Origin of the sequence: Bradyrhizobium sp. STM 3843 (genome assembly GCF_000239815.1) — a bacterium.
Lineage (GTDB): Bacteria > Pseudomonadota > Alphaproteobacteria > Rhizobiales > Xanthobacteraceae > Bradyrhizobium.
In genome coordinates, this window is record NZ_CAFK01000246.1 from 12,200 (window position 1) to 30,520 (window position 18,321).

General features: G+C 65.2%; 19 protein-coding genes. 12 read left to right on the top strand and 7 right to left on the bottom strand.

Annotated elements, in window-relative coordinates; translation table 11 throughout:
- Positions 1 to 76: 76 nt before the first annotated feature.
- Positions 77 to 451 carry a response regulator gene (locus BRAS3843_RS25210; RefSeq protein WP_008971921.1) on the bottom strand — a complete coding sequence of 125 codons (375 nt, stop codon included), beginning with the start codon at positions 449 to 451 and terminating at the stop codon, positions 77 to 79.
- 162 nt (positions 452 to 613) lie between these two features.
- Between BRAS3843_RS25210 and BRAS3843_RS25215 the strand changes: the two genes are divergently transcribed.
- From BRAS3843_RS25215 to BRAS3843_RS25245, 7 genes are all read left to right on the top strand, one after another.
- Positions 614 to 1,375, top strand: coding sequence for a helix-turn-helix domain-containing protein (locus BRAS3843_RS25215; RefSeq protein ID WP_008971922.1), 762 nt, complete (start codon positions 614 to 616; stop codon positions 1,373 to 1,375).
- Between the two features lie 78 nt (positions 1,376 to 1,453).
- Positions 1,454 to 2,173, top strand: a complete 720-nt coding sequence (locus BRAS3843_RS25220; protein ID WP_008971923.1) for a prolipoprotein diacylglyceryl transferase family protein — start codon at positions 1,454 to 1,456, stop codon at positions 2,171 to 2,173.
- Positions 2,154 to 3,566 (top strand): radical SAM protein, encoded by a 1,413-nt coding sequence (locus BRAS3843_RS25225; RefSeq protein WP_008971924.1) that lies wholly within the window; start codon positions 2,154 to 2,156, stop codon positions 3,564 to 3,566. Before BRAS3843_RS25220 ends, BRAS3843_RS25225 begins: the two co-directional genes overlap by 20 nt.
- A complete protein-coding gene (locus BRAS3843_RS25230) occupies positions 3,563 to 3,826 on the top strand; it encodes a hypothetical protein (RefSeq protein WP_008971925.1) in 264 nt (87 codons plus the stop codon). Before BRAS3843_RS25225 ends, BRAS3843_RS25230 begins: the two co-directional genes overlap by 4 nt.
- Positions 3,819 to 4,076 carry a hypothetical protein gene (locus BRAS3843_RS25235; protein WP_008971926.1) on the top strand — a complete coding sequence of 86 codons (258 nt, stop codon included), beginning with the start codon at positions 3,819 to 3,821 and terminating at the stop codon, positions 4,074 to 4,076. Before BRAS3843_RS25230 ends, BRAS3843_RS25235 begins: the two co-directional genes overlap by 8 nt.
- 313 nt (positions 4,077 to 4,389) lie before the next feature.
- Positions 4,390 to 6,216, top strand: coding sequence for a translational GTPase TypA (gene typA, locus BRAS3843_RS25240; RefSeq protein WP_008971927.1), 1,827 nt, complete (start codon positions 4,390 to 4,392; stop codon positions 6,214 to 6,216).
- A 250-nt stretch (positions 6,217 to 6,466) separates the two neighbouring features.
- Complete coding sequence (locus tag BRAS3843_RS25245; protein WP_008971928.1) at positions 6,467 to 7,726, top strand: NAD(P)/FAD-dependent oxidoreductase; 1,260 nt, start codon at positions 6,467 to 6,469, stop codon at positions 7,724 to 7,726.
- Positions 7,727 to 7,828: 102 nt separating this feature from the next.
- On the opposite strand, the gene BRAS3843_RS25250 is transcribed toward BRAS3843_RS25245, so the two are convergent.
- From BRAS3843_RS25250 to BRAS3843_RS25275, 6 genes are all read right to left on the bottom strand, one after another.
- On the bottom strand, positions 7,829 to 8,713 hold the full coding sequence (locus tag BRAS3843_RS25250; RefSeq protein ID WP_008971929.1) for a LysR family transcriptional regulator: 885 nt from the start codon (positions 8,711 to 8,713) through the stop codon (positions 7,829 to 7,831).
- Positions 8,714 to 8,719: 6 nt separating this feature from the next.
- Positions 8,720 to 9,694, bottom strand: coding sequence for a YeiH family protein (locus BRAS3843_RS25255; RefSeq protein ID WP_008971930.1), 975 nt, complete (start codon positions 9,692 to 9,694; stop codon positions 8,720 to 8,722).
- A 257-nt stretch (positions 9,695 to 9,951) separates the two neighbouring features.
- On the bottom strand, positions 9,952 to 10,359 hold the full coding sequence (locus BRAS3843_RS25260; protein WP_008971931.1) for a thiol-disulfide oxidoreductase DCC family protein: 408 nt from the start codon (positions 10,357 to 10,359) through the stop codon (positions 9,952 to 9,954).
- Positions 10,359 to 11,687, bottom strand: coding sequence for an SDR family oxidoreductase (locus BRAS3843_RS25265; protein WP_008971932.1), 1,329 nt, complete (start codon positions 11,685 to 11,687; stop codon positions 10,359 to 10,361). Before BRAS3843_RS25265 ends, BRAS3843_RS25260 begins: the two co-directional genes overlap by 1 nt.
- 11 nt (positions 11,688 to 11,698) lie before the next feature.
- Positions 11,699 to 12,166, bottom strand: a complete 468-nt coding sequence (locus tag BRAS3843_RS25270; RefSeq protein ID WP_008971933.1) for a DUF2269 domain-containing protein — start codon at positions 12,164 to 12,166, stop codon at positions 11,699 to 11,701.
- Between the two features lie 10 nt (positions 12,167 to 12,176).
- A complete protein-coding gene (locus BRAS3843_RS25275) occupies positions 12,177 to 13,076 on the bottom strand; it encodes a prolyl oligopeptidase family serine peptidase (protein WP_008971934.1) in 900 nt (299 codons plus the stop codon).
- Positions 13,077 to 13,311: 235 nt separating this feature from the next.
- Between BRAS3843_RS25275 and BRAS3843_RS25280 the strand changes: the two genes are divergently transcribed.
- From BRAS3843_RS25280 to BRAS3843_RS25300, 5 genes are all read left to right on the top strand, one after another.
- A complete protein-coding gene (locus BRAS3843_RS25280) occupies positions 13,312 to 13,821 on the top strand; it encodes a GNAT family N-acetyltransferase (RefSeq protein ID WP_008971935.1) in 510 nt (169 codons plus the stop codon).
- Between the two features lie 158 nt (positions 13,822 to 13,979).
- The gene (gene ppa / locus BRAS3843_RS25285; RefSeq protein WP_008971936.1) at positions 13,980 to 14,516 is read left to right on the top strand and encodes an inorganic diphosphatase; all 537 of its coding nucleotides are present in this window, start codon (positions 13,980 to 13,982) and stop codon (positions 14,514 to 14,516) included.
- Between the two features lie 108 nt (positions 14,517 to 14,624).
- Positions 14,625 to 16,106 carry a M20 family peptidase gene (locus BRAS3843_RS25290; protein ID WP_008971937.1) on the top strand — a complete coding sequence of 494 codons (1,482 nt, stop codon included), beginning with the start codon at positions 14,625 to 14,627 and terminating at the stop codon, positions 16,104 to 16,106.
- A 155-nt stretch (positions 16,107 to 16,261) separates the two neighbouring features.
- Complete coding sequence (locus BRAS3843_RS25295) at positions 16,262 to 16,573, top strand: PilZ domain-containing protein (protein WP_008971938.1); 312 nt, start codon at positions 16,262 to 16,264, stop codon at positions 16,571 to 16,573.
- Positions 16,574 to 16,721: 148 nt separating this feature from the next.
- Positions 16,722 to 17,444, top strand: a complete 723-nt coding sequence (locus BRAS3843_RS25300; protein WP_008971939.1) for a nucleotidyltransferase family protein — start codon at positions 16,722 to 16,724, stop codon at positions 17,442 to 17,444.
- Positions 17,445 to 18,321 lie beyond the last annotated feature (877 nt).

The following is an 18,321-nucleotide window of genomic DNA, read 5'->3' on the forward strand; positions in this document are numbered from 1 at the left end:
CATCGCTCGCACAGTTCGTCCCTCTCCCCGCGCGGGGAGAGGCTTTCAAGCAAGCTCCTGGCACCGAGCGGCGGCGTCAGCCCTTCCGCCGCAGCGCCGCTTCGAGCGCATCGAGGGAGCACGGCTTCGGCAGCCGCGGCCGGTCGGCAAATTCCGCCGGCACGCGGTCGGCGTCGTACCCCGTCGCAAACGCAAAGGGAATCTGCAGCGCGGCGAGCCGCTCAGCCACCGCAAAGCTGTTCTCGCGGACGAGGCCGACATCGAGCAGCGCGAAATCCGGCGCACGTGCATCGATCATGACAAGCGCTTTTGCAACGCTTGCGGCGACGCGCACGGCCGGCACGCCGAAGCCGAGGATCGTATCTTCCAGACCCAGCGCGATGATCGGATCGTCCTCGACGATCAGAACGTCCTGATAATACGCGGGCAAGCCGGGCTGCGAGCCGGTCATAAGCGGGGTTCCAGATATGGAGGACGGCCCCCGCAGCCAGCGCCTTCGCACAAGCACGCCGGCGGGTTCCTGGAACGAAACCACCATACCAGAGTTCCTTTGTCGGTGCACTTGTGAACACAAGGTGCACAGATCACGCATGCGTGCCGCAGGGGAGCCGAGATGCTGAGCCAAGGTGTGACGACACTTGCCCGGGAACGCCCCGACAACAATCTCCTGCGGCGGCTGAGCCCGGCGGACTACGCGCTGATCGCACCCTACCTGACCGAGGACCGCGCGACGCCGAACGAGCTGCTCTACAGTCCGGGCGACGACGTGCAGATCGTGCATTTTCCCTGCGGCCCGGCGCTGACGTCCTATCTCGTTGCCAACGAGGACGGCCGTGACGTCGAGACCATTCTGGTCGGCCGCGAAGGCGCAGTCGGCGGTATCGTCAGCGAAGGGTATCTGCCAGCCTATACGCGCATCGTCGTCAAATTCGGCGGCCCGTTTGCCCGGCTTCCCGTCGCCCGGCTGGCCGCCGCCAAGCTGCAATCGAAGACCTTGCGAAACGTGTTCGCCCGCTACGCCGACTGCATGCTGGCGCAGATGTTCCAGTCCAGCGCCTGCAATGCCATCCACTCGATCGAGCAGCGCACGGCGAAATGGATCATCTCGGCCATGGAGCGCACCGATGGCAACGGTACGGTGCCGCTGACCCACGAGCAGCTCGCGACCCTGCTCGGGGTCGGGCGCAGCTATGCCAGCCGCGTGATCCAGACCTTCAAGGCCGAAGGCATCCTGGACACCCGGCGCGGTGCGATCATGGTGCGCGCGGCAGACGCGCTGAAGCACCGCTCCTGCCTCTGCAACGAAGCGGTGAAGAGCCATTTCGAGGAGGTGCTGCGCGGCGTCTATCCGACCGATCAGGCCGCGGTCGGCTAGCCGCCCTTGCAAATGGCATTTGCCATCCCCGAGCGGAACTTGCCATAGTCCGGACCGCTAGCCGGACGATGGGGGGTCATGGACGGGGCGGCTCTGCATGCGACCTTCGACGTTGTTGCCTGGCTCGCCGCGGGCGCCGCGGGCTGGTGGCTGTCGCGCGTCCAGCGCCTGAGCTTTCCGCAGCAGTCGACCGCGTGGCCCTACGTCGCGGCGCTGTTGTTCGGCGCCGGCGTTGGCGCGTATCTGTTCGGCACCCTCAATCTTTGGCTTTCCGGCCTTGCCGGCGTCGCGCGCTCGGTCGAAGGCGCGCTGGCCGGCGGCATCGTCGCCGTCGAGCTGTACAAATGGCGGCATGGCATCACCTTGCGCACCGGCGCGCGTTTCGCGCTGCCGCTGGCGCTCGGCATCGCGGTCGGCCGGATCGGCTGCTATGTGGCCGGGCTCGACGACTTCACCTACGGCACGCCGACGACGCTGCCCTGGGGTCATGATTTCGGCGACGGCATCCCACGTCATCCGGTGCAGCTCTATGAGAGCGCCGCGATGGCCGCCTTCGCGGCCGCTTACGTCGCCGCCGTGCTGCGGCGGAACGAAGCCATCATCGCCAACGGCTTCTACCTCGCGCTCGGCTTCTACGGCGCCCAGCGCTTCCTGTGGGAACTCCTCAAGCCCTACGGTCCAATCGTCGGACCGCTGACGCTGTTTCACCTGCTGTCGCTCGGCATTGTCGCCTACAGTGCCGCCATGCTGGCGACAGCGCCGCCAGCAAAGGTCATGCATGAACGCGCCGTTGCGTAAATCCCGGCCCTACGTGTTCTGGGGCCAGACCGAATCGCTCTGCGAAACCTGCCTCGCTTTGGTGCCGACCAAGATTCAGATCCTCGACAATGAGGTCTGGTACGAGAAGCGCTGCCCGGAGCACGGGGTGCAATCGACGCTGATCTCGAACGACGCGGCCTATTGGCGGCGCTGCAAGGACTTCATCAAGCCGGGCGACACGCCGCTCGCCTTTCAACGCCGCACTGAATTCGGCTGCCCCTATGATTGCGGCCTCTGCCCGGATCACGAGCAGCATTCCTGCTTGGCGCTGATCGAGATCACCGACCACTGCAATCTGACCTGCCCGGTGTGCTTCGCGGAGTCCTCGCCGCAGCGCTCGCATTTCACGCCGCTCCCGACGATCGAGCGGATGCTGGATGCGCTGGTCCGAAGCGAGGGCGAGCCGGACCTGGTGCAGATCTCCGGCGGTGAGCCGACCCTGCATCCGGATTTCTTCGCCATTCTCGCCGCGGTCCGGGCGCGCCCGATCCGCCATGTGATGATCAACACCAACGGCTTGCGGATTGCCCGCGAGCCGGATTTCGTAGCTCGGCTGGCGGAAAACAAGCGCGGCCTGGAAGTCTATCTGCAGTTCGATTCGCTCTCGCGCGAGGGGCTCACCGAGCTGCGCGGCGCCGATCTGCGCCGCATCCGCCAGGAGGCGCTGGAGGCTCTCGAACGGCACGGGCTTTCGACCACGCTGGTCGTCACTGTGAAGCGCGGCGTCAACGATCACGAGATCGGCGACATCGTCCGCCACGCGCTGCAATGGCGCTGCGTCCGCGGCGTGACGCTGCAGCCGGTGCAGGATGCCGGCCGCAACGAGAACTTCAACAAGGATACCGACCGCATCATGCTGTCGGAGATCCGCCGGCGCGTCGTCGAGACCGGCGTGTTCGGCGAGCAGGACATGATCCCGCTGCCCTGCAACCCCGAAAGCATCTCGATCGGCTACGGCCTGCGCAACGGCACCACCGTGCTGCCGCTGACCTCGATGATTCCGCAGGAGGAGCTGCTGTCGGTGATGCCGAATACGATCAGCCCGGAAAAGTATCCGGCGCTGCGCGAGAAATTCATCGAGCTGTTCTCGCTGTCGTCAGGTCCCCTCAACACCGGCCAGCGCGTCGCCGAGTTTTTGTGCTGCCTGCCGGCGGTCGAAGTGCCGGAGAACCTCGGTTACGAAAACGTCTTCCGCGTCACCATCGTGCAATTTCTCGACCGCTTCAATTTCTGCGTCGGCAACGTCAAGCGCTCGTGCATCCATTTCGTGACCGAAAGCGGCGAGATCATCCCGTTCGACACATACAACCTGTTCTATCGCAACGGGGCCATTGACGGCATCCGTAAGCGGCTGGCGAAAGGCCGGGCATGAGCGATCCGGATTCCGGTTCATTCTCACCGCAGCAGAAGCCTCGGCCCTCTGTACTGGGAGGCTGCTTCACGGCAGTATTCGCTGTCTTTCTTGTACTGATCGCGCTTGCGTTGCTGGTACCGGGGTTATGTCTCGTCGGCGGCTTGCGTGCGTCCGATCTCGCCACTTCGTTCGGTTGGCTCGTGCTCGGCGCGATCTCTCTCGGCGGGCTCCTGATTTTCTTCGCAATCTGGCTCATGAGGCCGCGCCGCCATGAGTGAGCACGACAGCACCCCGCCGCCACTCCCACCTCGCCAGCCCTACCCGCCCGAGCAGCAGGGCGAGGGTTGCCTGACCGGGTTGATGGTGCTTGCCGGCCTGGTCCTGATGTTTCCCAGCGCCTGCGTCATCCTCGTGTTTGGCCAGCAGCTAAAGTCCAGCGATTGGACCAGCCCGATCGGGCTGATCTTCCTCGGCGCGGCTGCCGCAGGCCTAGCGCTGTTCGTGCTCGCGCTGCGCCGCTGGCGCTGACGGGCTACGCATGACCTTGGTTCCCGAGGAGCCAGCTGCTGGGCCGAAATGAACGGCGGCGGCACCGGTACGAATTCGGATCGGAACCGGGACTGATTGTCATTGTTTTTTGGTAGTTTCTGCCTATATTGCGCCGCAACGCGTCAGGTTTGCCCGGTCCCTTTGGCCGGGCTTCCTTTTTGGAGGGCGGGACGCCCTCCGCCTTGGACGCGTTTCGCGAGCGCGCCCCATAGCTAAATGATTGATTTCCCTGTAGGAGCGCGCGCCGCCGGGGACACAGCCCGAGCTTAAGAAAGCTTAAAGAAGCCCGACCATGAACCTTCGCAACATCGCCATCATCGCCCACGTCGACCACGGCAAGACCACCCTGGTCGACCGCCTGCTGCAGCAATCCGGTACCTTCCGCGAAAACCAGAAGGTGGCCGAGCGCGCCATGGACTCCAACGATCTCGAGCGCGAGCGCGGCATCACCATCCTGGCGAAGGCCGCCTCGGTGCAGTGGAAGGACACCCGCATCAACATCGTCGACACCCCCGGCCACGCCGATTTCGGCGGCGAGGTCGAGCGTATCCTCAACATGGTGGATGGCGCGCTGGTGCTGGTCGACGCCGCCGAAGGCCCGCTGCCGCAGACCAAATTCGTGGTCTCCAAGGCGCTCAAGGTCGGGCTGAAGCCGATCGTCGTCATCAACAAGGTCGACCGTCCCGACGCGCGGCCGACCGAGGTCATCAACGAGGTGTTCGACCTGTTCGCCGCGCTGGACGCCAGCGAAGAGCAGCTCGATTTCCCGATCCTGTACGGCTCGGCCAAGCAGGGCTGGATGGCCGACAGCCCCGAGGGTCCGAAGGATCAGGGCATGCAGCCGCTGTTCGACCTGGTGCTGCGCCATGTGCCGGCGCCGTCGGTCGAAGAGGGTCCGTTCCGGATGATCGGCACCATCCTGGAAGCCAACAACTTCCTCGGCCGCATCATCACCGGCCGCATCACCTCGGGCAGCATCAAGCCCAATCAGGCGGTCAAGGTGCTCAACGCCGAGGGCAAGGTGGTCGAGCAGGGCCGTATCTCCAAGATTCTGGCGTTCCGCGGCATCGAGCGTGTGCCGCTCGACGAGGCCGGGGCCGGTGACATCGTGGCCATCGCGGGCCTGACCAAGGGCACCGTCGCCGACACCTTCTGCGATCCGACGGTGGAGCAGCCGCTGGCGGCGCAGCCGATCGATCCGCCCACCGTGTCGATGTCCTTCATCGTCAACAACTCGCCGCTGGCGGGCACCGAGGGCGACAAGGTGACGAGCCGCATGATCCGCGACCGTCTGCTGCGCGAGGCCGAGGGCAACGTCGCGCTGCGCGTCATCGAATCCGCCGACAAGGACGCGATGGAAGTGTCCGGCCGCGGCGAATTGCAGCTCGCCATCCTGATCGAGACCATGCGCCGCGAGGGCTTCGAGCTTTCGGTGTCACGCCCGCGCGTCGTCCTGCAGAAGAACGAGGCGACCGGCCAGTGGCTGGAGCCGATCGAGGAGGTCGTGATCGACGTCGACGAGGAGCATTCCGGCGTCGTCGTGCAGAAGATGAGCGAGCGCAAGGCCGAGATGATCGAGATGCGCCCGTCCGGCGGCAACCGGCTGCGACTGGTGTTCTACGCGCCGACCCGCGGCCTGATCGGCTATCAGGGTGAACTGCTCACCGACACCCGCGGCACCGCGATCATGAACCGGCTGTTCCATGGCTACGCCCCCTACAAGGGCGAGATCCAGGGCCGCCGCAACGGCGTCCTGATCTCCAACGACCAGGGCGAGGCCGTGGCCTACGCCATGTTCAAGCTGGAAGACCGCGGCCCGATGATGATCGAGCCCGGCTGGAAGGTCTATCGCGGCATGATCGTCGGCGAGCACACCCGCGACAACGATCTCGAGATCAACGTGCTCAAGGGCAAGCAGCTCACCAACATCCGCACCACGTCGAAGGACGAAGCAGTCAAGCTGACGCCGCCGATCCGGATGACGCTGGAAAAGGCGCTGGCCTATATCGAGGACGACGAGCTTGTCGAGGTGACGCCGAAGTCGATCCGGCTGCGCAAGAAGCACCTCGATCCAAACGAGCGCAAGCGCGCGGAGAAGGCCAAGGAAGCCGTGGCGTAACGCCCACGGCGTGGGCGCGCCGCGGAAGCGCTGTAGGGCACGGTGGCTCAACTACCACCGTCGTCATGCCCCGCCACCCGGTCCGGCCCTTGGCCGGCCGGATGACAGGCTCCGGCGGGGCATCCAGTAATCCGCAGCCTCTCGGCGTCACACGCTCGTCTCGGAGTACTGGATCACCCGCCTTCGCGGGTGATGACACTGATGGGTGGGGCGGCTGCATGGCCGACGGCGAACGAGCTGGAGTCGACTCGTGAGTAGTCTCCCCTCCTCCATCGACGTCGCGATCATCGGCGCTGGCGCTGCCGGCCTTGGTGCCGGGCATGCGCTGAAGGACTCAGGCCTGTCGTTCATCGTGCTGGAGGCGCGCGACCGGCTCGGCGGCCGCGCCCACACCGTCATGGCCTCCCCTGAGGTGACGTTCGACCGCGGCTGCGGCTGGCTGCATTCGGCCGACCAGAACTCATTCGTTGCGATCGCCAAAAAGCTCGGCTTCAAGGTCGACAAGCGCCGCCCGCCCTGGCGCGAGCAGGCCTATGACGCCTGCTTTCCGCGTCCCGAACGCGAAGAATTTTTGACCGCGCTGGATGCGTACTACACGCGCAGCGCTGAAGCGGCGGCGGAGGCGGTGAGAACGGGCCATGACGCGCCGGCCAGCGACTATCTGGAGCCGGGCAATCGCTGGAATGCGATGATCGACACGATCGCCACCTATGTGAACGGATGCGAGCTCGATCAGACCTCGCTGATCGACAGCGAGGCTTATATCGACAGCGACGTCAACTGGCGCGTCCGCCGCGGCTATGGTGCACTCGTCGCCGCCTACGGCACATCGATTCCGACGGCGTTCAACTGCAACGTCACCCTGATCGATCACGCGGACACCCGCCTCCGGATCGAGACCAGCCGCGGCACGCTGACCGTCGACAAGGTCATCATCACCGTGCCGACCAATCTGATCGCGGACGAAGCGCTGCGCTTCTCGCCGGCGCTGACCGACAAGATCGACGCCGCAGCGGGCCTGCCGCTCGGTGTCAACAACAAGGTGATGCTGGCGCTCGAAGGCTACGACCATCTGCCGAAGGACAGTGGGCTGCGCGGCATGAACGAGCGCGTCGGCGGCGGCGGCTTCCAGCTGCGCCCGTTCGGCCAGCCCTGCATCGAGGGCTTTTACGGCGGCAGCTTCGCGCGCGAGCTGGAGGATGCCGGCGACGGCGCTTTGGCCGCGCAGGCGATCGATGAGGTGGTGGCCCTGCTTGGCAACGACGTCCGGGCGAAGCTCAAACCGCTCGCGGAATCCCGTTGGGCGCATGATCCGTTTGCGCGTGGCGCCTATTCGCACGCCCTGCCGGGCCACGCCGGCAAGCGCGCGGTGCTGGCCTCGCCGGTCGACGACCGGCTGTTCTTCGCCGGCGAAGCCACCCATCCTCACTTCTTCTCCACCGCCCACGGCGCCCGCGACTCCGGCGAACGCGCCGCGCAAGAAGTGCTGAGGTCGTTCAAGAGGCCGTAGCTTTCTCCTCGTCATTCCGGGGCAGCCGCGTTAGCGGCTGAACCCGGAATCTCGAGATTCCGGGTCTGGTCCTTCGGACCATCCCGGAATGACGTGCCCTGATCAGCCCACCTCACCCGCCATCCGCAGAAATTCCCGCATCGCCTGGGTCTGGTGATGCTCCTTGTGGCGCAGGCTGAAGAAATGCCGCCGGGGCAGTGGGAGGTCGGCCACAGCCAGCAGGCCAGCCTTCAAGGCGCGGATGACGACAAGGCGGGAGATCACGGTGACACCCGCGCCGGCCTCGACCGCGCCGCGGACGGCCTCATTGGACGGCAGATCGAAGGCGACATCGAGTTCGGCAGGATCGACACCGAGCTGTCTGAGCGCCGCCTCGAACACCGACCGCGTGCCGGATCCCGCCTCGCGCAGCACCCAGCGCGCCGACCTCAGATCGCTGGCCGTGACCGATGACGCCCGGCAGAGCGGATGACCTGGCGGGGTGACCAGCACCAGCTCATCCTCGGCCACGGGGGTCGCTGCGAGCGCGGGATCGTCGACGTGGCCTTCGACGAAGCCAAGGTCAGCCGAGCCTTCGCGCACATCAGCCGCGACCTGCTCGGTGTTGCCGATCGACAGCGACAGCGTAATCGCCGGATGCGCGGCATTGAACTTGTGAATGAAAGCCGGCAGCCAATAGCCGGCGATGGTCTGGCTCGCAGCCAGCGCAAGCGAGCCGCGCTTGAGGCCTGCGAGATCATCGAGCACGGTCTCCGCGCTGACGACGCGGGCAAGAATGCTTTTGGCTTCGACGAGAAACGCCTTGCCGGCGGCGGTAAGCACGATCCGGCGACCGACGCGATCGAACAATCTGGTCTGATAGCGCGCTTCGAGCGCGGCCACCGCCGCTGACGTCGCCGACTGGGTCAGGTTCAGGTCGCGCGCGGCCTGCGTGACATGCTCGCGGGTCGCGACGGCAACGAAGATCCTGAGCTGCTCGAGCGTCATGTCGCCCTATGTTGTGAGCTTCACCAGCGCCAGGCTGAAGCTTGCGATGAAGAGGAAGGCGAGCAGGCCGAGCGTGAGCGGCCGCAGTCCCTTGGCTTTCAGCTTGGCGAAATCGGTCTCCAGCCCCATCGCGGCGAGCGCCATCGACAGCAGGAAAGTGGTCGCGGTCACGATCATTGTTCGGACGTCAGCGGGAATGGTGATGATGCTGTTGACGCCCACCAACGCAACAAAGCCCAGGACGAACCACGGCAGCGGCGCTTTCGCGCCGGCATGACCATGACCGCCGTGCCGCGCACGTCGCGCGGCCAACACGCCGAGCGTGATCACGACCGGAGCCAGCAGCATCACGCGAGCGAGCTTGGCGACAGTGCCGAACTCGCCGGCCTGCTGCCCCTGCTGGAAGGCGGCCGCGACCACCTGCGCGATCTCGTGGATCGACGCGCCGCTCCACAGTCCGTAGTCATGCGCATCGAGGTGCAACAACGCAGGCAGCAGCGGATAGCTGAACATCGCGACCGACCCGAACACGGTCACGCACGCCACGGCATAGGCGACGTCCTCGTCAGGTGCACGGGTGACCGTGTTGGTGGCAATGACCGCAGACGCGCCGCAGATCGAGGTGCCAGCCGCGATCAGCTCGGTCAGCTTGCGCTCGACCCCGAGCAGCCGACCCATCCACACGGTGAACAGGAAGGTGCCGGTCAGGCTGAGCGCGATCACCGCAAGCCCGCGCGCGCCGACCTCGACGACCTGCTCTGCGGTCAGCTGCAAGCCGAGCAGCACGATGGCAAGCCGCAGCACCCGCCGCAGCGAGAAGGTCACGCCGGCTTTGGCCCGGTGAGGGGTGCCAATCAGGTTATGAAAGGCCATGCCGCTGACGATGGCGAGGATCATCGGACTGAACACGGCGAGCCCCGGCAACTGCCGCAAGCCGAAACCGGCGCCGGCGATCGCGGCTGACAGCAACAGACCGGGCAACAGCTCCGGCACGCCATGCCGGACCGAAACAGAAACGGGATGATGATGGGGGACGATGGCGGATGCATCGGCAGCCAGGTCAGGCGAAGGGGCGGTCATGAAACAATCTCCCAAACCGGAGTTCGGAGGGAGAATTTCATCCTCAAATCAATCGATCCAACGCATTATAATGCACAAATCGTTCGATTGAAACGATCAATTATTCGAACGACGCGGTAACGCAAGCCTTACTGTCGTCCCGGCGACCACGATAGAGGTCACTCCAGCACCCGTTTCCGCAGCTCCGCATCCGGCACGAAGCAGGACTCGTACTTGCCGAAGATGCGGTAGCGGTTGCGCGCGACCAGGCCATAGACCATGTCGCGCAGTGGCTTCGGCACCGCGAACAGCGTGCGCGTCCAGCCCCAGCCCGGCAGGTTCGAGAGCACCGTCAGCGCCGCATCGGATTTCAGATGCGCCTTGCCGCCATGCACGACGGCATTGGTGTCGGGATCACGGGGATCGATGCCGAACGCCCGCGCCAGCTGTGTGCCGTAAGCCGACTGGATCGGCGTGAAGCGGAAACGCTTGTCGCGATCGCGCGCGATCACGAACTGCACCCAGCGCGAGCAGAACACGCAGACGCCGTCGTAGAGGATCACGTCATTGTCGGGCCATTGCGTCATCATCTGTTGTCCAAGGTCGATAGCGCGACCAGCATCAGCACGATCGCGGGCCCGGTCTTGACCAGCGCGCCCAGCGGCTCGAGCCAGAGATCTGGCGTGAAAATGGCGCAGCCGATCAGGTAGCCGAGCGAGACCACGATGCCGGCAACAAGGCCGAACGCCGCCGTGCGGCGAACCGCAATCAACAGGCCGATACTGATGTCCATCATGCTGGTGATAGCCGCAAAAGGCGTCGCAATCGCGTCCGGCCAGCCGCGGCTGGTCAGGATCGCAGTCGTCGCCGGGAACGAGATCAGGAGCGCAATGACGCCGGAGGCGACCCAGAACAGCGAAAGGCTGGCGATTGTCAGCGCCTTGATCAGGTACAGCCGCGCGAACCATTTGTCCTGAATGCTGGCGCCATGGGCGCCAATGGTGTCGTCGATCGCCTTCGGCACAATACCGGTCGCGGCCATCCAGGCTTGCGGATCGCCGTTCACGCCGCGCCGCAATTCGGCCAGCGCCGTCGATCGCAGCGGCGACATCCAGCCGAGATAGCTGACGCAATCGCCGAGCCGCGCGCCGACATCGAGCAGCATACGCGGCAGCGCGATCCGCCGCAGCCTGCTAGTGCCGAGCGCGATCCGGAATCGTTCGATCACGCCGGCGATCGTGACCGGTTGAGGCTGCATCAGATCCCAATTCACCGCGCGGGTCGCATCCTCGTCCAGGGGACGCGCCGCGAGCCAGGCAATCGTCACCGCGATATCCTCGACCGCGACCGGTTGGAACGGCGTTGCGCGGTCTTTGTCCGGCAGTTCAAACGGCAGCGCGGCGAGCGCGCGCACCATCGCGCTGCCGCCATAGGCGCTCGGTGCGATCACGAAGCCGGAACGCAGGATCGCATGCGCGACACCTGACGCCGCGATCAAGCGCTCCGCCTCGCGCTTGGTGGTGGAGAACGCGGTGCGGTCGTCATCCGCGCTGCCCGGAATCGAGATGTGGATCAGGCGCACCGCGCGTTCGGAGCGCGCGATCGCCGCCAGCAGGCGCGCGACGAACTCGCAGTGCACGGCACCGGTGTCGCTGCTAGGGGCGTCCTGCAGCACGCCCAGGCAATTCACGACCACGCCGATGTCGTGGGCGACGAGCAGCCCAGCCATCGCGGAGGCATCGAGCGATAGGATTGGCACCTGCAGATCGAGCGGCGAGACACGCTGCGACGCCGAGAACTTCCGCGCGGCACCGACGACATGGAAGCCGCGCCGACGCAGATCGTCGGTAACAAAGCGCCCGATCAGGCCGGAGGCGCCGAGCACGAGGATGCGGGGGTTTGGCGTGACGCTCATCGCTACCAGCATCAAAATGGCTTCGCGATCATCAGCCAGAGAATGGCCATGACCGAGCCGAAGCCGGGAATGCCGCAGAGAAACCAGCGGCGGAACACCGTGAAATAGCGCGCTGGCAGCGGCATCGATTCCGCTTCGGCCTTGCGCGCGAGATCGCGTAGCTCGATCTGCATGAAGATCACGGGCACCCAGAACAATCCGGCGATCGCATACAGCAGGAGCGATGTAATCAGCCAGCGCTCTTCAAGGCTGGTCGAGCTCAGCCACATCAACAGACCTCCGCTGACCGGCTGCAGCAGCACCGCCGACAACGTGAACAGCATGTCCGCGGTCACCACCACGCCGGCGCTGCGCGCGATGAAGGCAGGCTCACCGCTGCGATGCGCCATCAGCATGAAGAACGCGATACCCGTCCCGGTGCCGAGAATGACGATGGCACCAAGCACGTGCAGATATTTGACCAGGAAATACAGCGTCATCGTGGCTCGATCATCTGACTTGACCGGTGTCGCGCGTCACGGCCGTGCCGCGCTTGAGCGCGCGGTCCAGCGCATAGGCCGCCAGCGCCACGCCATCCTCATGCTCGACCAGCCAGTGTCCGTCCTCGCCTGCGGCCGGCAGTATCGAGAATGTCACCTTGCCGCCACCGTCCTTGAACGCCTCGGCCAGCTGGCCCGAAAATGCCGGCGGGAAATAGCTGTCATTGGCCGCCGCGAGCCAGGTCACTGGCACCCGCGCGTGCCGGCCGAATTCGCGTGCCGCTTCGACCAGCCGCTCGGGCGAGCAGAAGCGTCCGGCGACATCATCGGCGTGACCGCCGCGGCCCGGTGCGAACACGACGATCGCGGCAAGGATTTTCGGATCCCGCCCGGTCAGGGCCAGTGCGCCCCAGCCGCCGGCGGAATGGCCGATGATCACGGCGCCCTCCTTGCGCACGAAATCCTGATCTCGCACGAACGTGAGCGCGCGCCAGATCTGCGCTGCCGTGGCGCGGCCGGAGTTGAGATAGTCGGCCTCCTCGCAGCCGCCCTGGTCCTCGAGATACGCCCCGCCGGTCGCGCCATGGCCAAGCCGCTCCGGCACCAGCACGGCGAAGCCGCGCGCCACGAGCAACGCCGCCAACGCATGATAGTCCGGCTGCGGCATCTGGGCGCGGCGCAGGGCATTCTGTGTCGAGGCATGGGCCACGACCGCGAGCCGAAACGGCCCGGCGCCGGCAGGCCTGTAGAGCAGCGCCAAAGCCGGCCGCGCCGGATCTTGTGACGGAATCCGCCAGACCTGTGCGCCGGCCGGGCCATCACCGACCGGGCCGAACGCCTGTGCGCGCGCGACCGATCCCAGCGGCATCAGCAGCGCCGGCAGCAACAAAAAGCCATAGGCGAAGTGCATCGCGTGTCCGGAAAGTTAGCCACTCTGTGGAGCTTAGCCGAACCGCGACCGAATCAGGCCGGCTTTTGCCGACCTCGGCAACGACGACAGCGCGACCATCGTCGCCCGCTCCGGTGTTGCCGAATTGTCCCCTTTCGGCACAGCTTTCTTACCCTGTGATGCAGAAAATCCACAGGTTAACCGATCTTTAACGTTGGACCTTGAAGCGGCGCCGCCGACTTGCTTTGATCCCGCCATGAGCACAACCCTGATCGAAGTCCGTCCGGCCAAGGCTGCAGATGCGGCGGCGGTGGCGTCTGCCCATGACGAAGCCTGGCGCTCCGCCTATCAGGGCATCATTCCCGGCGCCGAGCTGGAAAAGCTGATCAATCGCCGCGGCCCGCATTGGTGGGACAGCGCGATCCGCAAGGGCAGCCGGGTCAGCGTGCTGGTGTTCAACGACAAGATCGCAGGTTACGCCAATTACGGCCGCAATCGCGCCCGCAGCCTGCATTTTGACGGCGAGATCTACGAGCTCTATCTGCGACCGGAATTTCAGGGGCTGGGGTTCGGTCGCCGGCTCTTCACGGCAGCCAAGCGCGACCTCGCGCAAAGCGGCCTGAAGAGCATGGTGGTGTGGGCGTTGTCCGACAACGACCCCGCCACTGAGTTTTACCGCACGTTGGGCGGTCGCATGGTGGCGCGCTCCTCCGAGCGATTCGGGCCGAAGTCGCTCGACAAGGTCGCCTTCGCCTGGACCAATTAAGCCTAAACGCGATTGCCGAACTGGACGCATCGTCTGGCGTTGAAGTAGTTATTGCAGAGCCGCAAATTTTTTGCGACTGCGAATGAGTGCGTTTATGCTTTGAACGCCTCACCTTCACGTCTCCAGTCTTCAGGTTTCCAGTCCAAACGGAGTCCCCCATGCGCATCGACGCCATCCCGATCGGGAAAGATCCGCCGCGCGACGTCAACGTCGTCATCGAAGTACCGGTGGGTGGCGAACCGATCAAATACGAGCTCGACAAGGACGCCGGCACGCTGTTCGTCGATCGCTTCCTCTACACGGCGATGCGCTATCCCGGGAATTACGGCTTCATCCCGCACACGCTGTCGAACGACGGCGACCCCTGCGACGTCCTGATCGCCAACACCCGCGCCATCGTGCCGGGTGCTGTCATGAGCGTGCGCCCGGTCGGCGTGCTCCTGATGGAGGACGAGGCCGGCGGTGACGAGAAGATCATCGCAGTGCCGTCCTCCAAGCTCACCCAGCGCTACGACAAGGTGCGCACCTACAGCGACCTGCCGGACATTACGCTGGCGCAGATCCAGCACTTCTACGAGCACTACAAGGACCTCGAGCCCGGCAAATGGGTCAAGGTGCTGCGCTGGGGCAATGCCGACGACGCGCATCAGCTGATCGCCGAAGGCATCGCCCGCGCCAAGGCGGCGAAGAAGTAGGCGCGGCTGCCACGCAACCCGCGATAGACTTCTTCACAAGCTTTGAGGCAAGGTCAACGACGTCGCAAGCGAGGCTTGCGGCGTCGTTTTGCTGTGGGGGTAAGTGCGATGGGCCGGCTGCTCAGGATCGTGAGGACTATCACTCTGCTCGCAGTGTTCGCCGTGATAGTCGTGCTCGCGGTCCTCACCTTTAATACCGAGCGCCAGGGATCGCGCCAGCTGCAGGTCACTGCGCTGCCGAAAATCTCGATCGAACCGCAGGCCGCGGCACAGCGACTGGCCGAAGCCGTGCGCTTCCGCACCATCTCCAGCTATGACGATCCCGAGCAGAATGCCGACGCCTTTGCGGCCCTGAAGGCGCACATCGAAACCAGCTTTCCGGCATTTCACGCCGCCGCCAAGCAGGAGGTGATCGCAGGCCATAGCCTGCTCTACACATGGCCCGGCAGCGATCCCGCTCTGAAGCCGATCGCGCTGCTCGCGCATCAGGACGTGGTGCCGATCGCACCGGGCACGGAAGCCGACTGGAGCGAGCCGCCGTTCGCGGGCCACATCAAGGACGGCTTCATCTGGGGCCGTGGCGCCTGGGACGACAAGGGCAATCTCTATGCGATGCTCGAAGCGGCTGATGCGCTGGCGAAGGCCGGCCTCACACCGAAGCGCACGATCTATTTCGGCTTCGGCCATGACGAGGAGGTCGGCGGCACCAGGGGCGCCAAGGCGATCGCAGCATCGCTGGCGGCGCGCAATGTCCGGCTCGACTTCGTCCTCGACGAAGGCCTGCTGATCTCCGAAGGCGGCATCAAGGGCCTCGCGAAACCTGCGGCGCTGATCGGCGTCGGCGAGAAGGGCTATGCGACCCTGATTCTGACAGCGAAGGCGACGCCGGGCCATTCCTCGATGCCGCCGCACGACACCGCGATCGGCATGATGAGCGCGGCGCTGGCAAAGCTCGAGGCCGACAAGCTACCGATGCGGATCGACGGCGTGGTCGGCGAAATGTTCGCGACGCTGGCGCCGGAGATGAGTGGCTTCAACCGCGTGGCCCTGTCCAATCTCTGGCTGTTCAAACCGCTGCTGCTACGCGAATTCGAAAAGACCGGCCCCACCGAAGCCATGGTGCGCACCACCACGGCGCTGACGATCTTCAACGCCGGCGACAAGGACAATGTGCTGCCGGGCGTGGCATCGGCCACGGTGAATTTCCGCCTGCTGCCGGGCGACACCCAAGCCAGCGTGATCGATCATGTCACGCGCACCATCGCCAATGACCACGTCGCGATCGCGCCGGTTGCGAGCAACACCGAGCCGCCGCCGGTGACCTCGATCGCAAGCGCTCCCTATCAACTGATGAGCCGCACCATCCGCGAGATCTTTCCCGATGCCGTGGTGGCGCCGGGCCTGATGATCGGCGGCACCGACTCGCGGCATTATGTCGGCGTTGCCGACAACCTCTTCCGCTTCTCGCCGCTGCGGGCCACCAACGAGGATCTCAAGCGCTTTCACGGCACCAACGAACGGCTCTCGGTCGACGGCTATGCCGACATGATCCGCTTCTACCGGCGGCTGCTGGAGGCGAGCGCCTCCTGAGGCAAGCCAAGCCCGCTGATAGAAGACGCATGGCGCCGCCAGGCGGCCGCGCCTCGTCTTGCGCCCCCGGTACATTTACGGGTTCTTAGCCATCCGGCTTTACGCTGTTTCGGATCAATCCGTGCGCCCCAGCGCGGGGCGGAGTGGAGGGTCCGATGGCAGAACGGCAGAAGGGCGAGCGCGTCGTTTTCGAGCGCGGCATCCCCGCCTTCATGATGGGCATCGACGGAACCTGGCGGCGCAATTGCACCATCGAGGATGTGTCCGAGACCGGCGCCAAACTGACTGTCGACGGCTCGGTCGAGGGATTGCACCTGAAGGAGTTCTTCCTGCTGTTGTCGTCCACGGGCCTGGCCTATCGGCGTTGCGAACTCGCCTGGGTGAACGGCGACCAGATCGGCGTTAACTTCTTGAAGCTTGGCGACCGTAAGAAGAAGGCCAACCGCCGCGCGGCCGAGGACGCCTGATTGCCGGGAGCCGCGGCGCTTTAACGCTGCCAAACTACCGTAGAATCCGCGTCGCATAATCGTCATCACGGCTCGCTATCGCAGCGGGTCGAGACGATTCATGCCCGCCGTGGTATGATTCGGGTTCCCTGGTTCGAGACGCCGAAGGATGCCTGTGAAGCCGCACAAAGCCATGGTTCTCGCCGCCGGTCTGGGCCTGCGCATGCGCCCACTGACGGACAGCGTGCCGAAGCCGCTGGTACGCGTTGCCGGCCGGCCGCTGCTCGACCATGTGCTGGACCGGCTCGCCGAGGCCGGCGTCACCGAGGCGGTGGTCAATGTGCATTATCTGCCGGACCAGATCATCGATCATGTCGCGAGCCGCAGGGCGCCGCGGGTGATCATCTCCGACGAGCGCGACCAGGTGCTCGGTACCGGCGGCGGCGTGGTGAAGGCGCTGCCGCTGCTCGGCCACGAGCCGTTCTTCCATGTCAATTCCGACACGATGTGGATCGAAGGCGTGCGGCACAATCTGACGCGGCTGGCCGATGCCTTCGATCCGGAGCGGATGGACATCCTGCTCCTGATGGCGCCGACCGCCAGCTCGATCGGCTATAGCGGCCAGGGCGACTATTCGATGCTGGCCGACGGCGCCTTGCGCAAGCGCCGGGAACATCAGGTGGTTCCGTTCGTCTATGCAGGCGCGGCGATCATCTCGCCGGCGATCTTCGATGGCGCGCCGCAGGGCGATTTCTCGCTGGTGACGATGTTCGACAAGGCGAACGAACAGGACCGTCTGTTCGGCCTGCGGCTTGATGGCGTCTGGATGCATGTCGGCACGCCCGAGGCAGTCAGCGCTGCGGAAGAGGCGCTGCTGGAGAGCGCGGCGTAGTTCACGCTCCGCCCCGAGCTCCGCTGCTGTCCCGGGACCCATATCCATCGGCGGACATGAGAGACACGCTGCAGAGGCACGCTGCTTGACAAGCTCGCGCCCGCAAGGACGCGACCGTGATCGAGGCTGCCCGGCGGGCGAATCACATCGACGATTGCTCCTGAAATAATTCGCGACGACGACTGATCCGGCTCGAAATGGCTGCGCCGAAAAACTCATTTCACGGGCATCTTCAAGACGATCCTTCCCTCCGGGTCCTGCTGCGGAAAAATATCTCTTTCGCTTTTTCAGAAACAATGCATTCTTGCTTCGTCCCGCCTCGTTGCGAGGGGCGTACGCGTCGTCACGGACGTTGAGCGCGGGATGCGATGGACGTGTTGCTGCCGGAAGACGAACGGCGGCGATGCGGACGGCGAAATCGCGTGGTCCTGACACCCCGACGCTGGTGTCCCGCGCAATGCGCGTCAGCGCGTTGTCGCGGACGTGACGAAGCTTTCGCTTTGCGCGGATATGGTGGCCAACAAGCCCGGTGCACCAGGGAGAGCGCGTATAAGCCGTAAACCATTCGCGCAGGGAAGGCCGGTGCTATCCGGCTGGACCTGTGGTTCCTGCCCCGTGCACTTTTCACGCACGGGGGCCACGGGCATCAGCCGATGCCCGGCCTTCCCTGCGCCCTCCTGCTCGGTGAGGGTGACAAATGCGCAAAGCTCGGACGCGATAGGCGCCGCGAGGACGCGGATCTGCGATTTCTCCAACCGTCATGCCCGCGAAGGCGGGCATCCAGTACGCCGCGGCCCCACGATCGGCAACTGCTGCCTCTGGGATACTGGGTCACCCGCCTTGCGCGGGTGACGACACCAGAATCTTGGCCATAGGG

What these genes read in the sequence shown, in the direction of transcription:
- BRAS3843_RS25210 (WP_008971921.1), bottom strand. Translation starts at nt 451, where the DNA reads ATGACCGGCTCGCAGCCCGGCTTGCCCGCGTATTATCAGGACGTTCTG.
- BRAS3843_RS25215 (WP_008971922.1), top strand. Translation starts at nt 614, where the DNA reads ATGCTGAGCCAAGGTGTGACGACACTTGCCCGGGAACGCCCCGACAAC.
- BRAS3843_RS25220 (WP_008971923.1), top strand. Translation starts at nt 1,454, where the DNA reads ATGGACGGGGCGGCTCTGCATGCGACCTTCGACGTTGTTGCCTGGCTC.
- BRAS3843_RS25225 (WP_008971924.1), top strand. Translation starts at nt 2,154, where the DNA reads ATGAACGCGCCGTTGCGTAAATCCCGGCCCTACGTGTTCTGGGGCCAG.
- BRAS3843_RS25230 (WP_008971925.1), top strand. Translation starts at nt 3,563, where the DNA reads ATGAGCGATCCGGATTCCGGTTCATTCTCACCGCAGCAGAAGCCTCGG.
- BRAS3843_RS25235 (WP_008971926.1), top strand. Translation starts at nt 3,819, where the DNA reads ATGAGTGAGCACGACAGCACCCCGCCGCCACTCCCACCTCGCCAGCCC.
- typA (WP_008971927.1), top strand. Translation starts at nt 4,390, where the DNA reads ATGAACCTTCGCAACATCGCCATCATCGCCCACGTCGACCACGGCAAG.
- BRAS3843_RS25250 (WP_008971929.1), bottom strand. Translation starts at nt 8,713, where the DNA reads ATGACGCTCGAGCAGCTCAGGATCTTCGTTGCCGTCGCGACCCGCGAG.
- BRAS3843_RS25260 (WP_008971931.1), bottom strand. Translation starts at nt 10,359, where the DNA reads ATGACGCAATGGCCCGACAATGACGTGATCCTCTACGACGGCGTCTGC.
- BRAS3843_RS25265 (WP_008971932.1), bottom strand. Translation starts at nt 11,687, where the DNA reads ATGAGCGTCACGCCAAACCCCCGCATCCTCGTGCTCGGCGCCTCCGGC.
- BRAS3843_RS25270 (WP_008971933.1), bottom strand. Translation starts at nt 12,166, where the DNA reads ATGACGCTGTATTTCCTGGTCAAATATCTGCACGTGCTTGGTGCCATC.
- BRAS3843_RS25275 (WP_008971934.1), bottom strand. Translation starts at nt 13,076, where the DNA reads ATGCACTTCGCCTATGGCTTTTTGTTGCTGCCGGCGCTGCTGATGCCG.
- BRAS3843_RS25280 (WP_008971935.1), top strand. Translation starts at nt 13,312, where the DNA reads ATGAGCACAACCCTGATCGAAGTCCGTCCGGCCAAGGCTGCAGATGCG.
- ppa (WP_008971936.1), top strand. Translation starts at nt 13,980, where the DNA reads ATGCGCATCGACGCCATCCCGATCGGGAAAGATCCGCCGCGCGACGTC.
- BRAS3843_RS25290 (WP_008971937.1), top strand. Translation starts at nt 14,625, where the DNA reads ATGGGCCGGCTGCTCAGGATCGTGAGGACTATCACTCTGCTCGCAGTG.
- BRAS3843_RS25295 (WP_008971938.1), top strand. Translation starts at nt 16,262, where the DNA reads ATGGCAGAACGGCAGAAGGGCGAGCGCGTCGTTTTCGAGCGCGGCATC.
- BRAS3843_RS25300 (WP_008971939.1), top strand. Translation starts at nt 16,722, where the DNA reads ATGCCTGTGAAGCCGCACAAAGCCATGGTTCTCGCCGCCGGTCTGGGC.